This is a genomic window from Catonella massiliensis (assembly GCF_016651435.1).
Classification (GTDB): Bacteria; Bacillota; Clostridia; order Lachnospirales; family Lachnospiraceae; genus Catonella; species Catonella massiliensis.
The window spans coordinates 253,326-266,508 of record NZ_JAEPRJ010000001.1 but is presented as its reverse complement, the minus strand read 5'-3'; the positions used below and the strand labels follow the sequence as shown (position 1 = coordinate 266,508).

The window sequence follows — 13,183 nt, the reverse complement described above, 5'->3', positions numbered from 1 at the left end:
AGAACCTTTTTTGACCTTCAATACTTTAAATCTTGAAAAAAGCATTCTACATTGTTATACTTAACTATAGGTTTAAATAATGATAGATAGTGTGGTAGATTATATGAAAAAGAAAACTTTGTTATGTCTGTCTCTCATTTTTTGTGTCCTCCTTTCCACTACGTCTTGTTCACGTAATGTAGCAAGGCCTATAGTAGATGAGGCTGAGATAGAATTGTGGACTTATCCTGTCGGTGATTGGGGTAATGAAGAGACTGTAACCAAGCTTATTAATGATTTTACTGCATCTCACCCTGAAATCAAGGTAAAAGTAAAGTACTTATTCTACAATACAGGTGACAGAGAGATAGAAGAGGCTATAAGATACGGAAGAACCCCGGATATTGTACTTGAGGGGCCCGAAAGGCTTGTAGCCAACTGGGGTGCGAGAGGTCTTATGGTCGACCTCAGTGATATGTATACTGACGCCTCAAAAGACATCTATGATAACGTCACTTACGCCTGTCGTTCTAATGATGGAAAGTACTACGAATACCCTCTCTGCGTTGTGACACACTGTATGGCAATAAACAAACGTATTTTTGCAGAGGCAAATGCACTCCAATATGTCAATCTTACTAATCACAGTTGGACAACGGAGAACTTTTTTAAGGCTGTAAATGCTATATATAATTCAGGCCACGATGATGTCCTAAGCATTTACTGCGCAAGCCAGAGCGGAGACCAGGGTACACGTGCATTTGTTACCAATCTTTATGATGGTTCCTTTACAGATAAAACGCACAGGCAGTATACCATCAACTCTGCAAATAACATTAAGGCTCTTACAGAGCTTACTTCCTGTAATGGCATTAATATCGACCCTCAGCTGGATAGCCTTGGTGAAAATGCAAGATTCCGTCAGAGTGAACTTGCCATGAGCATTTGCTGGAATCCATCTATGCAGCTTGATTCCAGCGTGTCAACAGATAGTAAGGTTAATACAGATGATGAAATTATCCCAATGAAGTTCCCTTCTCCAAATGGTATATCCAAGCTTTCAAGTGGAATATGGGGATTTGGTATCTTCAATAACAAAGATGAAAACAAGATAAGGGCAGCTAAAATCTTTATTGACTATATGGCAAATGATCCAAGCGGTGTAAGAAAGGCTGTAAAGGCAAGCCGTGCGTTTCCAGTTCACAAAGAGCTTAAGGGACTTTATGATAATACTGATATTGGTGAGAAAATGCATATGTTTTTAACTGATTTTATGCCTTCTATGGGAGATTATTATCAGGTCACTCCCGGTTGGACAAAGGTACGCTCCCTTTGGAGCAGTGCTCTTCAAGCTATTGCAAGAGGAAATGATATAAAAAAGGTTCTTACCAAATGCAATACCGATGCCAATGCGGTAGCTAAAGATGTTAATTTGCAAATTGATGACCTTCATTGATTTATTAAAAAACATCCGGTCTTTATCAGCTGATTAGACCGGATGTTTTATTCATTTAATTATCATTTCCGCATATTATAGTTCCTGCTCTTCCCTTGATTCCAAGGAGAACTTTGTCCATTGATGTGATTATAGCTCTTTTGCCTTTTCCTGTAGCAACGAATTCGACTGCCGCCTCTATCTTAGCAAGGTCCAGTCCCGGCTCGAAGTTGCCCTCTTCCATATACTTTCTTGCCTCACTGATAGTAATCTCAGATAGCGGCATCTCATCAGGGCTTCCCTTATGGACAATCAGATTATCCTTGTTGGTAAGGAAGATGATTTCATCAGCGCCAAGCATTTCTCCAAGCCTGGCCGCAGTAAAATCCTTTTCTATAATAGCACTTGCACCCTTTAGGGCAGTTCCCTGCTGCATAACCGGAATACCGCCGCCACCACAGGCTATAACCACCTGGTCAGCCTCAGAAAGAGTCCTGATAGCATCTATTTCATAGATGTCGATAGGGCGTGGAGAAGGAATAACTCTTCTAAATCCCTTTTCCTCTTCTACCACAAAGTTACCCTTGTTTATCTCTGCATCAGCCTCCTCACGGTTCATATACCTGCCTATAACCTTGGTAGGATTGGTAAATGCCTTATCAAAAGGGTCAACTCTTACCTGAGTTATAATAGTGCATACAGTCTTGTATATACCTCTGTTAAGCAGCTCTTCTCTGATACTATTTTGTAAGTCATAACCAATATAGCCCTGGCTTAGAGCGCCGCAGACCGACATAGGAGCAACCGAAAACTCCGGCTCAAGCCTTGAATACTCAGTCATTGCCGTATGAAGCATACCTATCTGCTCCCCGTTACTATGTGTAACTACAACCCTGTAGCCGGCTTCCACAATCTCAGCTATCCTCTCCGCAGCAAGCCTTACATTCTCTTTCTGCTTAGGGATTGTTTTCCCAAACGCATTTCTTCCAAGTGCCACAACAACTAATTTCTTCTCGTTATCCATAGTCCCTCCAACTGATGACTAATCTATATTATAAGGCTTCGTGTGCCAAATCATTTGACAACGCTTTAAATATCCGGCATATACTAAGCCTGGTGAAGGCTGTTACTTTTAAGTCTTGGTAATACCTTCATAAGGGCTGTAAGTACAACAAACAAAATGATACTGTCAAGAGGTATCATGATGACGTTCTTTACAAGCCTTACAGGGAGTAACTCCATAAGAGCCTTTCCTCTTTCAAATGCCATAAGGTAGGTACCCATTCCCACATTGATAAATATCTTAACCAAGCTCTGTGCAAATACTATTCTCATAAAGCTGACAGGCTTTTTATAAAGCACTGCACCGAATATTATCCCTGCAAATACAGCCATTGCAGTATAAGCCAGGTTAAATGTACCACTTGGCTTGATTATAAACTTTACCACATCCATAACTCCGCCGTAGATGGCGCCAACCACAGGCCCAAAGGCAAAGTCTACTATGCGGTTTGGTATCCAGGCATAAGTCACCTTAAATGGGCCAAAATCAATGGAAGCAAGCATACCAAGGATGATGCTTAAGGCCCCCAAAAGGCCGCAAAGAATAACGGTATGCAGACTTTTAAACTCTCTCGCTGATTCTCCAAAAGTCTTTGGCAGGGCAAGGGTTTCCTTCACCAGATTGGCAGGAAAATTCACAATTCCCTGAAGCTCTGATACAATGCGGCAAGGTTTGCAGTTTTCTTTTTCGTTCATTTTAACCTCCTTTGCAGTTTATCCTTACTACAAAAGAGTCCGGTACTTCTCTAATGTAACAGCGGGATGCGGAAATTTCACCGCGGGACTTCCCCTTCGTTCCGTCAGCAACTCCCCGTCTGATGGACACTTTACGCTAAATTTCCTACTCTGCTTTGTGAATTTACTTGTAACTACTAAAGTATAGAATAGAACCTATTGCCTGTCAAGATGGGACTGTAAGTGAGAGAAAGATTTATTTTAAAAACAAAAAAGCCCCTACCCGACAGCTTTCTGTCAAACAAGGACCTCTTTAGTGCGTCTTCAGGGGCTCGAACCCTGGACACCCTGATTAAGAGTCAGGTGCTCTACCAGCTGAGCTAAAGACGCGCACGCTTTTGTTGAACGCAAGGAACATTATATACTAAATCACAGGAAAATGCAAGAAAAAATAAACTAAAATATTGCACTATTTTATTGTCTTAAATAATTGTTTTATTGTGCATTATGCATGAGGTTATACTTGTAAACCATCATCTCGTACGTGGCTTGCAGTTAAGAGTTATTACAAGAGAATTTATCTGCAGCAGTCCGACATATCTATTGTAATTTTCCTTACTTTGGATTTAAAAGAACTGCCAGCAGTAATCTATACCTACGGCTGACAGTTGATTTTAGTAACGCTCTTTTATTTACTTTTTAATTTTTTCTCTTTTAACTGCTTGTCCATTTCTTCATTTTTTCTTGCTTCTCTAAATATCATATCATGGTAGATGAAGTCAACTATAGCAGCAAAAGGTATGGAAAGCAGTATGCCTGCAACTCCAAAAACCCTTCCGCCAATTACAATAGATACAAGTATCCATACCCCCGGCACTCCAAGGCTTCCACCAAAGAGCTTTGGCTTAAGGACGTAGCCGTCTATAGTCTGAAGTATAATGGTAAATATGATGAACCACAGTGCTTGAAGAGGGTTAACAAGCACAAGAATGAAGCCTCCAAGTATACCTCCAACTATAGGGCCAAATGTCGGTGCCAGGTTGGTTACTCCCACAAGAACGGAAATCAGCACAGAATAAGGTATGCCTGCTACCGACATAAATATAAAGTTTGCTACTCCTACTATCACACCATCAATTATATCAAAGGCAATGTATCTTATAAGTATGCCGTTGCACCTTGCCCAGAATCCTGCGAAAGCCTTGTATCTATCTGCTTTCATAAGACGCTTTAACAGCCTGTCAAAGCTGCCCTTAAGTCTTTCTTTATCAGCCAGAAAATATATGGCAAGAAACATTGCTATAAATAAATCAAAAATTGCCTTGCTTATACTTAGGGATGTAGTTACTATTCCGTTAAAGTTCTCAGGTATCTTCTTCCCCACTACATTTAATATATCATCACTGAATCTGGTTATCCCGCTTATGTCTATTCCTCTTGTTGCAGCTTCCACACTTGCAGCCTGTAAGAATCCCTGAAGTGACCTTATGTACTCATCCATGTTGCTAAACAGTGTTTTAATACTAACGACAATCTGCGGGATAAGCGCAAACATAAGGAGAATTATAAGCAGGGCTATGCCAACTAAGGCTACAGTTACCGAAAGCTTCTTCCTCGTGTGTTCATTTTTTACATTTGCAAATACAGTCCTCTGTAAAAAAGTAACGAAGGGATCAATGACATAGGCTATGATAAGTCCTGTAATCAGGGGGCTTAGCACCTTATATACAACCCTTAGTCCATTAAAGATATCGGAAACATTTGAAAGCAGAAAATATAAAATCACTGCAGAGCAGGTAGCTAAAGTATAGGCAACCCACCTTTTTTCCAGTAAATCCTTGTTAAATTTCATAAAGCCTCCCGGGATATTTATAAAATGATGTGTATGTTAAAAGTATTTGGCACACTATTTACCATGATATCATAATTAATAACTAAAAACCATAGTGAAAGTTTTAATTTTTTCCTACTTTAACTTTACAGTTTTCTTTATATCGTCTACAATGGAGAGATACCACAAAGAGGAGGATATGAAAATGAAATTGAATAAAATCATTAAGCCACTTGCAGCCACTCTCCCACTCACTTTTTCGCTCACAGCCTGCAATGCTTCTTCGGTGGGCACTCCTATTAAGCTCATAGATGATAATTACCGCGTTACCTATCAAATCTTCGTCTCATCCTTCTATGACAGCAATGGAGATGGAATAGGAGACCTTGAAGGTATAAGAAAGAAGCTTGACTACATCAATGACGGAAAGGCTGAGAAAGGCACTTCCCTCCTTGCAAATGAAATCTGGCTCACCCCTGTTTCCCCTTCTCTGTCCTATCATAAGTATGATGTTATGGACTATAAAAATATAGATAAGGATTTTGGTACTCTTGAGGACTTCAAGGCTCTTCTTGATGATTGTCACAAGAGAAATATAAAGGTGATTTTTGATTTGGTTATGAACCATTCCTCTTCGGAGCATCCTTGGTTTGTAGAAGCCGTAAACTATATAAAAGGCCTTAAAAAAGGCGAAGAACCTGACTTTAATACCTGTCCTTATGCTAATTATTATAACTTTACCAAAAAGAAGCAGGAGGGCTATGCTCCTATAGAGGGAACAGATTGGTACTATGAGGCTAGATTCAGTCCTAAAATGCCTGACTTCAACCTTGAAAATGAAGCAGTTAGAAATGAGTTTAAGGACATTTTCAAATTCTGGCTTGGTCTAGGTGTAGACGGCTTTAGGTTGGATGCAGTTACCTACTATGTGACAGGAAGTGTAACAAAAAATACGGAAATTCTTACCTGGCTCAATAAAACAGTTAAGGAAATTAAGCCTGATGCCTATATAGTTGGTGAAGCCTGGTCCACAGAGAGTGAGTACGGAGCTTATTACAAGAGTGGCGTTGACAGCTTCTTTGACTTTGAATTCTCAGGAAGTGATGGAGTCATAGCCAAGATACTTAAGGGCGTGGCACCTGCAAGCAGCTTTGCAGAGAGGATGATTAGAGAGGATGAGCTTTTTTCAGGAAATAATCCACATTATGTAAATGCACCATTTTATACAAACCACGATATACCTCGTTCTGCGGGCTACTACTCAGGAGAGAGAAGAGTTGATATGATTAAGCTCGCAGGGGCAATGAACCTGCTTATGAGCGGCAATGCCTTCATATATTACGGAGAGGAGCTTGGAATGAAGGGCTCTGGAAAAGATGAAAACAAGAGAGCTCCTATGCAGTGGTCAAAGGATGCAAATGCTGAAGGCATGTGTAAAGGGCCTAAGGACATGGATGAGTTTGAAATGATGTACGGCACCTTAGAAGACCAAAGCGATGATGAGACTTCCATTTACAATTATTTTAAGAGAGCAATTAAGCTAAGGCATAGTTACCCTGTAATCGCAAGAGGAAAGACTGCTCTATATGATGGCTTTGACAATGCAAATCCTGATACGGTTTCTGTATTTACAAGAAATATGGCTGATAACAGCTATGAGCCTCTTCTCATTGTAATCAACACCTCAGAAAATGATGTAAGCCAGAAACTTGGAGAGGACTACACAAAGCTTGAGTCCTTTCTTGTAACCGGCGATAAAGAGGTAACAATAAAGGATGGAATGATTAACATCCCATCCTTTGGTATAGCCATACTTACGCGTTAATTTTATTAAGAGTCTGTCTAACGGCATTGCCAAGTATTACAGCTATAACAATCTTTCCTATATCAAAAGGTATGAACGGATATACGCAATAGCCAAGTGCCTGCGTGAAGTTTATACCTTTTGTATTTACTACCGTAAACCAGATTGTTCCAAAAAGATAGCAAACTAAAAGTCCCAAAACAAGGCCTATTATCTGCATATATATCTTCTTAATCCCCGCTTTTTCTATGAAGAGTCCGCCTATAAATGCCATAAATATGAATCCGATTATATAGCCTCCTGTCGGTCCGAATAAGGCAGTTCCCCCACTTTTTGCCCCTGCAAATACGGGAAGCCCAACAAGACCAAGGAGCACATATATTAGCACGGCTAAAGCACCCTTCTTTGCTCCAAGCACATAGGAACAGAGGCAGACTGCTATAATCTGTAAAGAAATCGGAACCGGTCCTATCGGTATCTGCCAGGGGCCAAGCACACAGCAAATAGCTGCCATTATACCTATGAGGGTAAGACTTTTTACATCCATTCCCTGTTTAACTGCTGCATTTCCATTTGATGACATAATTTTTCTCCTTAAAATAAGTATCCGAATTAACGCTAACTCAGCAATTAATTCGGATACTATTATACATCTTTTTTGCGAATTGTAAACCTTTTTATATGTATAAGGTTGACAATCTTATCTAGAGCTTCATAAACAATTCAGACTTCTCGTGCAGCTTACTCTTGTCCTTCACCTTTTCAAGGCTTTCCACAAAGTCAACCACAAGAGGTCTGCTGTAATTGCCTGACCAGTGGCCTCTTATAGGTGGTTCTCCTCCCACCTTACCCTCAGGAAAATGCTCCTCAAACTTTTTCACCTTGCTCCAAGGACCTAAGAAATAGCTGCCTCCGTTTGCCGAAAGCATAAGAAGACCATATTTTTCAGTCTCAACAAGACGGTCAAATACGGCAGCAGGCTTTGCATCATGCATATCTACCACAGTCACACTTCCTATAAGGTAGGATTTCATTACCGCCCTCTCTGCCTGAAGCTCCTGCTCTTGCGTAATTCCCTGAGCAGCCCTGTCTTTTCTCCTTATTTCCCTTATTACAAGACCTATGCCCGCTCTATAGGTTTCAGGAATACGCTCCATTCCTGCTTCTCCTGAGTCATATACCTTCTGCTTATAATCCTCTAAATCATAATCAGTAATTCCTGCATCTTTTAATATGCTCTTGTACTTACTTCTTGCGCCAAAGCCCTTAAGCATGGCAGCGGCCTCTTCACGCATTGCATATATGAAATCTCTGCTGTTTGCTCCAATCAGCCTGTAGTAAGGGGAAATATCCTTCTTAATAGCAAGGGAGAGCTGTTCAATAGGCGAATATGGCTTATCTTCATCAGGTCCGGCATGCCAGGCTGATGCAATCGAAAAAATAGCCTCAGGCATATTGCCCCCTATACAAAGGCTCATTACCTTTCTTCCACTAAGGATGATGTTATTAACCTTCTCCTTAATCTCTTCAGGGATTTCTTCCCAATACGGAGATTCATTGCTTAGCTTCACACTTTCAAATTCTATCTTTTCTTTCTTTAAAAAACGGCAGATTTCCTCACCCTCTATATCACTAACTCCTACAAGTATGAAAGGATTCTGCTTTAATACATTTCTTATTTCAACTAAATAATCGTCTTTCTTCATTGCCTTATTTCCTTTCGCATAAACTCTTTCAAAAGAAATACTATAATTCTCCCTCGAGCAAACCCAATCGAATTTGTATTTTTGTCACTTCTATTCTAAGATTTTGGGGGAAGTATTTGACACCCATCGATACAGGATTGCTACAGCTGTGCTTAGCTAGGTCCTTGCTAAAATATTATCATATTTTAGGTTAGATTTAAACCCACTATTCTACTCTTATTAAGTCCTTAACTACCTCCCCGGCTATAATAAGCCCCAGGGCAGGCGGCACAAAGGAAATGCTTCCCGGTACAACTTCCTCACCCTCTTCAAACTGTGGTTTTATGGGCTCCTCCTTAGAATATACCACCTTTAGCTTATCTACCCCTCTTTTCTTAAGTTCTCTTCTCATAACTCTTGCAAGTGGGCAGACACTCGTTTTATATATATCCGAAACCTGAAAGGCTGCAGGGTCGAGCTTGTTTCCTGCTCCCATAGCAGAAATAATAGGAACTCCCGCCTCTTTTGCCTTGAGAATAAGCTCTATCTTGCCTGTAACTGTGTCTATTGCATCTACCACATAGTCATATTCTCTAAAATCAAAAGTCTCAGACGTCTCAGGCAGAAAAAAACATTTATATTTTTTAATAATTAAGTTTTTATTTATATCCTTAAGCCTCTCTTCAAGCACATCTACCTTGTTCTTTCCAACAGTACTGTGAAGGGCTATCAATTGGCGGTTAATATTACTTATGGCAACAATATCTTTATCAACTATGTCTATGGCACCAATCCCTGCCCTAACAAGTCCCTCACAGACAAAGCCGCCTACTCCACCTACTCCAAACACCGCAACTCGTTTACGAGCTAATCTCTCTACCGAGGCCTTGCCAAGAAGCAGGGCTGTTCGATCAAACTGGTTCTCCTCCATACTCTACCTTTCTGACTTCTTTTATCTCCCTGTTACCTTGTCCCAAAGAGTCGCTTTTATCTGGCTGTCCGCATTTACTCCAAGTGCCTCGGCTATGGCAAAGGCAAATTCCATACTTGTTGCGGGTCCTCTGGAAGTGATAATATTGCCATCCATTACCACAAGCTCTTCCTTAAAGTTTCCTCCTTCTATCTTTTCGCCAACTCCCGGATAAGCTGTAAATCCTCTGTCTTCAAGGACTCCTGCCCTCTCAAGGACTATAGGGGCTGCACAAATGGCTGCAACAATCTTGCCTGCCTTATTCATTTCTTTTACAAGACTAATTACCTTGCTGTCATCCCTAAGGTTGGTTGCTCCAGGCAGACCTCCCGGAAGAATGATAGCACTGTAATCCTCAGATTTTATTTCCTCCAACAGCTTATCAGCCTTTATTACTATGCCATGAGAACCTGTAATATCGGCACTCTTTCCAACTATATCGCACTCAATACCAAGTCTTCTTAGCATATCAACTACTGTAAGTCCCTCTACCTCTTCAAATCCATTCATACATATAACTGCTGTTTTCATGCCTTCCCGTCCTTTCTTTATATTTTATGATGTGGGTGTCAAAAGTATTTGACAACCACTTAGGTTAAAACAAAATCTCTATATACATCTTACAGTCCGCTACAAATTCACCGTCTATATAAAGCCCGTATTCAAGATTTACAAATATATTTTTTTTACCTATCCTTACATCCAGTTTCTTTGTATCTGTTTCAATTAAAAATGTACCATAAGGGGTTTTATAATAGCCTTCAGTATTTTCTCCCTCAGTAAAAGTCAGGGTGCTCCTTACCTCACCTGATTTGGTCATTTCAAGGAAATTATTATCAAACTTTAGCAACACCTTGTTTATGGCATCATCATCAGTTTTTTCTTCATATTTTATAAAATGCCTGTCATTTATCAGACTGTAGGTGCCAGGGGCAGAAACTCTGAATTCTTCCACCCCGGACTCTGTATCCTGATATGATGACAGGCTGACCTTCACCTTTTTATTCATCTATTTTTCATATCTCCTAAGTGCCAAACTGATAAGCTCTTCAACGAGGGCTTTCTTGTCAATTCCCTGCTCATTCCAGAGCATAGGATACATGCTGATTGCAGTAAATCCCGGAAGAGTATTTATCTCATTAAACACAACTTCATTGGTATCCTTTTCAAGGAAGAAATCTACCCTTGAAAGGCCGTATCCGTCAAGAGCCTTAAATATTTTAACAGCTGCACTTCTTATCTCCTCCGTCTTTCCCTCAGGAAGAGTTGGAGAAATCACTGTCTTTGACTCGGCATTGTTGTACTTTGCATCAAAGTCATAGAACTCAGCGGCCGGCAGTATCTCACCTATCCCGCTTGCCTTTGCATCATATCCTCCAAGGACTGCACATTCGAGCTCTCTTCCCACTATAGTCTCTTCAACAAGGATTTTTCTGTCATGTTCTGCCGCCAAGGTCAGAGCCTTCTTGAGACCCTCCCTGTCAGAGGCCTTGCTAACTCCCTTTGAAGAGCCTGCATTTGAAGGCTTTACAAAGTAAGGATATGGATATGCCTTCTCTATTTTTTCTACTACCTTATCCATATCGGAGAGCTCATTCCTGTACACAGGCACAAAGCGAGCCTGTCTTATTCCTGTAGTATGTACTACTTCTTTAGTATACCATTTATCCATGCCTACAGCAGATGCTATTACACCACAGCCTACATAAGGTATGCCTGCCATTTCAAAAAGTCCCTGTATCGTGCCATCCTCTCCATAAAGTCCATGAAGAACAGGAAAAACCACATCCAGAGTAAGTTTCTCCACCTTACCATCTTCATTAAATACAAGTAAAGCCTTGTCCTTTGTATCGGGAGAGATAACCGCCTTTACCTTACTTTCTTTCCAGGCGCCACTTTTAACTGTCTCTACATCCGGCACAAGAAGCCACTCACCCTCTTTACTTATTACAATAATCTTAACATCATATTTATCTGTATCAATAGCTTCTATTACGCTTGCTCCACTTACAAGAGAAACCTCATGCTCACTTGAACGTCCACCTATTATTACTGCCAGCCTCTTTTTCATATCTACTTCTTTTCCTTTCCTGCCTTTATTTCAAGGCTTACCTTTTCAACCTGATTGGTGATATGTCTTCTAATTGCTCCTCTGGCCTCAGACGGAGCATTCCCCTCTATATAGCGGATAATATCGCTGTGTTCTTTGATTAACCCCTCATATACACCCTTATTCTTAAGGTATTCTATCCTGTATCTGTACATTCTCTCTGAGAGATTGCCCACAAGCTGAATCAGGCGCTTATTGCCTGTAGCTGAAAATATACAGTTGTGAAATGCTACATCTTTTTCAGCCATTTCAGAAATACTTCCCGTCTTTGTAGCGTCCACAAAGGCCCTTGCCGCCTTCTTTATATTGAAAATATCCTCTTCACTTCTTCTTGCGCAGGCAAGCTCGACCGCAAGCTCCTCAAGGGCACATCTCACATCAAGTACATCCTGCAGGTCCTCTTCGGTTATATCACTTACCGAAGCACCCCTTCTTGGCACTACCTTGGCAAGTCCTTCTATTTCAAGCATGTGAATTGCTTCTCTTACCGGAGTTCTGCTTACTCCAAGCTTCTTTGTCAGTTTAACCTCCATCAGCCTTTCACCCGGCTTTAACTCACCCATAAGAATCTGCCTTCTAAGGGTACGAAAAACAACATCTCTTAAAGGAAGTTCAGACTCATTTAATACATATTTATCCATAAATCTCCTTTACTCTAAGCCCTGACATCTTGTAACCTCTACAAGTTCAAAGCCACCTATCTCACTTAGCCTTTTCCCCGCCATTACCGCCTTCTCTTCATTTTCAAATATTCCAAATACTGTAGGGCCGCTTCCTGTCATCATGGAGAATACAGCCCCACTTTCAACTAATAATTTCTTTATTTCATCAATTATTCCATGTCTTTTAATAGTTACATCCTCAAGCACATTTCCTAAAAGCTTAACTATATACCTTAAATCCTCTTTACCAAGGGAGTCAGTTAGTTTCTTTATATTAGGATGAACCACTTCCGTCAAGCTGTCAAAGGCTTCATACACTTCCTTAGTAGACACCGAAACATTGGGCTTTACTATAACGAGGCTGCATTCAGGGAAAGCAGGTAGTGCCGTTAACTTCTCACCAATCCCCTCCGCAAGTGCGATTCCTCCCTTTATAAGAAAGGGAACATCAGCCCCAAGCCTTACTCCAAGCTCTTCAAGCCTTTCACTCTTAAGTCCCAGTTCAAAAAGTCTGTTCATCCCTCTTAGAGCAGCAGCCGCATCTGCACTTCCACCTCCCATGCCTGCTGCTATGGGAAGGTGCTTTTCTATGTGGGCACTTACTCCTGTATCAATCCCGTATTCCTCTTTAATTAACTTTATTGCCTTGTATACAATGTTGCCTTCCCCAGTAGGGAGACCTTCTACATCTGTAGTAAGGACTATCTCATCCTTCCCCTCAAGCTTACTTAGAGTAATCACATCATAAATGTATACAGTCTGCATTACCATACTTACATCGTGGTAACCGTCTTTCCTCCGCCCAAGTACATCGAGGCTTAGGTTTATCTTGCCATAGGCCTTTTCATAAACTCTATCCATAATCCTCTTTCTTAAAAATACTCTACACTCAGGTAGACCCTACCAAAGGCAAACTTCCTTGTGTAAGTTCACACCCCTAGTAATAATTTCATATTGCATAAAAGAAGGC

General features: G+C 40.7%; 13 protein-coding genes, 1 tRNA gene and 1 riboswitch. Of the genes, 2 read left to right on the top strand and 12 right to left on the bottom strand.

What is annotated here, in order from left to right:
* Positions 1-103 precede the first annotated feature (103 nt).
* Positions 104-1,435 carry an ABC transporter substrate-binding protein gene (locus tag JJN12_RS01135; protein ID WP_208427966.1) on the top strand — a complete coding sequence of 444 codons (1,332 nt, stop codon included), beginning with the start codon at positions 104-106 and terminating at the stop codon, positions 1,433-1,435.
* Positions 1,436-1,490: 55 nt separating this feature from the next.
* Here JJN12_RS01135 and arcC read toward each other — a convergent pair whose 3' ends face one another.
* The 4 genes from arcC to JJN12_RS01115 form a co-directional block, all read right to left on the bottom strand.
* Positions 1,491-2,438 (bottom strand): carbamate kinase, encoded by a 948-nt coding sequence (arcC, locus tag JJN12_RS01130; RefSeq protein ID WP_208427965.1) that lies wholly within the window; start codon positions 2,436-2,438, stop codon positions 1,491-1,493.
* Positions 2,439-2,521: 83 nt separating this feature from the next.
* Positions 2,522-3,172, bottom strand: coding sequence for a folate family ECF transporter S component (locus JJN12_RS01125; protein WP_208427964.1), 651 nt, complete (start codon positions 3,170-3,172; stop codon positions 2,522-2,524).
* A 57-nt stretch (positions 3,173-3,229) separates the two neighbouring features.
* A riboswitch (THF riboswitch) is annotated at positions 3,230-3,327 on the bottom strand.
* 141 nt (positions 3,328-3,468) lie between these two features.
* Positions 3,469-3,541: transfer RNA gene (locus JJN12_RS01120), tRNA-Lys, on the bottom strand.
* A 298-nt stretch (positions 3,542-3,839) separates the two neighbouring features.
* Positions 3,840-5,003, bottom strand: a complete 1,164-nt coding sequence (locus JJN12_RS01115) for an AI-2E family transporter (protein WP_208427963.1) — start codon at positions 5,001-5,003, stop codon at positions 3,840-3,842.
* Between the two features lie 184 nt (positions 5,004-5,187).
* On the opposite strand from JJN12_RS01115, the gene JJN12_RS01110 reads away from it, so the two are divergent.
* On the top strand, positions 5,188-6,807 hold the full coding sequence (locus tag JJN12_RS01110; RefSeq protein ID WP_208427962.1) for an alpha-amylase family glycosyl hydrolase: 1,620 nt from the start codon (positions 5,188-5,190) through the stop codon (positions 6,805-6,807).
* Here the strand turns inward: JJN12_RS01110 and JJN12_RS01105 are convergent.
* The 8 genes from JJN12_RS01105 to ispE all read right to left on the bottom strand — a co-directional run bounded on the left by JJN12_RS01105 (position 6,797) and on the right by ispE (position 13,074).
* A complete protein-coding gene (locus JJN12_RS01105; RefSeq protein ID WP_236013617.1) occupies positions 6,797-7,369 on the bottom strand; it encodes a biotin transporter BioY in 573 nt (190 codons plus the stop codon). The genes JJN12_RS01110 and JJN12_RS01105 overlap by 11 nt on opposite strands.
* Before the next feature lie 121 nt (positions 7,370-7,490).
* The gene (locus tag JJN12_RS01100) at positions 7,491-8,492 is read right to left on the bottom strand and encodes a hypothetical protein (RefSeq protein WP_208427961.1); all 1,002 of its coding nucleotides are present in this window, start codon (positions 8,490-8,492) and stop codon (positions 7,491-7,493) included.
* Between the two features lie 205 nt (positions 8,493-8,697).
* Positions 8,698-9,402, bottom strand: coding sequence for a tRNA threonylcarbamoyladenosine dehydratase (locus JJN12_RS01095; protein ID WP_208427960.1), 705 nt, complete (start codon positions 9,400-9,402; stop codon positions 8,698-8,700).
* Positions 9,403-9,423: 21 nt separating this feature from the next.
* A complete protein-coding gene (locus JJN12_RS01090) occupies positions 9,424-9,972 on the bottom strand; it encodes a DJ-1 family glyoxalase III (RefSeq protein WP_208427959.1) in 549 nt (182 codons plus the stop codon).
* A gap of 64 nt (positions 9,973-10,036) precedes the next feature.
* Positions 10,037-10,450: a DUF1934 domain-containing protein gene (locus tag JJN12_RS01085; protein WP_208427958.1), complete on the bottom strand. Its 414-nt coding sequence runs from the start codon at positions 10,448-10,450 to the stop codon at positions 10,037-10,039.
* Positions 10,451-11,512: a D-alanine--D-alanine ligase family protein gene (locus JJN12_RS01080; protein WP_208427957.1), complete on the bottom strand. Its 1,062-nt coding sequence runs from the start codon at positions 11,510-11,512 to the stop codon at positions 10,451-10,453. It lies immediately after the preceding gene.
* A gap of 2 nt (positions 11,513-11,514) precedes the next feature.
* Positions 11,515-12,192, bottom strand: a complete 678-nt coding sequence (locus tag JJN12_RS01075; RefSeq protein ID WP_208427956.1) for a GntR family transcriptional regulator — start codon at positions 12,190-12,192, stop codon at positions 11,515-11,517.
* A gap of 9 nt (positions 12,193-12,201) precedes the next feature.
* The gene (gene ispE / locus JJN12_RS01070; RefSeq protein ID WP_208427955.1) at positions 12,202-13,074 is read right to left on the bottom strand and encodes a 4-(cytidine 5'-diphospho)-2-C-methyl-D-erythritol kinase; all 873 of its coding nucleotides are present in this window, start codon (positions 13,072-13,074) and stop codon (positions 12,202-12,204) included.
* Between the last annotated feature and the right edge of the window lie 109 nt (positions 13,075-13,183).

What these genes read in the sequence shown, in the direction of transcription:
- arcC (WP_208427965.1), bottom strand. Translation starts at nt 2,438, where the DNA reads ATGGATAACGAGAAGAAATTAGTTGTTGTGGCACTTGGAAGAAATGCG.
- JJN12_RS01135 (WP_208427966.1), top strand. Translation starts at nt 104, where the DNA reads ATGAAAAAGAAAACTTTGTTATGTCTGTCTCTCATTTTTTGTGTCCTC.
- JJN12_RS01080 (WP_208427957.1), bottom strand. Translation starts at nt 11,512, where the DNA reads ATGAAAAAGAGGCTGGCAGTAATAATAGGTGGACGTTCAAGTGAGCAT.
- JJN12_RS01125 (WP_208427964.1), bottom strand. Translation starts at nt 3,172, where the DNA reads ATGAACGAAAAAGAAAACTGCAAACCTTGCCGCATTGTATCAGAGCTT.
- JJN12_RS01090 (WP_208427959.1), bottom strand. Translation starts at nt 9,972, where the DNA reads ATGAAAACAGCAGTTATATGTATGAATGGATTTGAAGAGGTAGAGGGA.
- JJN12_RS01085 (WP_208427958.1), bottom strand. Translation starts at nt 10,450, where the DNA reads ATGAATAAAAAGGTGAAGGTCAGCCTGTCATCATATCAGGATACAGAG.
- JJN12_RS01100 (WP_208427961.1), bottom strand. Translation starts at nt 8,492, where the DNA reads ATGAAGAAAGACGATTATTTAGTTGAAATAAGAAATGTATTAAAGCAG.
- JJN12_RS01115 (WP_208427963.1), bottom strand. Translation starts at nt 5,003, where the DNA reads ATGAAATTTAACAAGGATTTACTGGAAAAAAGGTGGGTTGCCTATACT.
- JJN12_RS01105 (WP_236013617.1), bottom strand. Translation starts at nt 7,369, where the DNA reads ATGTCATCAAATGGAAATGCAGCAGTTAAACAGGGAATGGATGTAAAA.
- JJN12_RS01095 (WP_208427960.1), bottom strand. Translation starts at nt 9,402, where the DNA reads ATGGAGGAGAACCAGTTTGATCGAACAGCCCTGCTTCTTGGCAAGGCC.
- ispE (WP_208427955.1), bottom strand. Translation starts at nt 13,074, where the DNA reads ATGGATAGAGTTTATGAAAAGGCCTATGGCAAGATAAACCTAAGCCTC.
- JJN12_RS01110 (WP_208427962.1), top strand. Translation starts at nt 5,188, where the DNA reads ATGAAATTGAATAAAATCATTAAGCCACTTGCAGCCACTCTCCCACTC.
- JJN12_RS01075 (WP_208427956.1), bottom strand. Translation starts at nt 12,192, where the DNA reads ATGGATAAATATGTATTAAATGAGTCTGAACTTCCTTTAAGAGATGTT.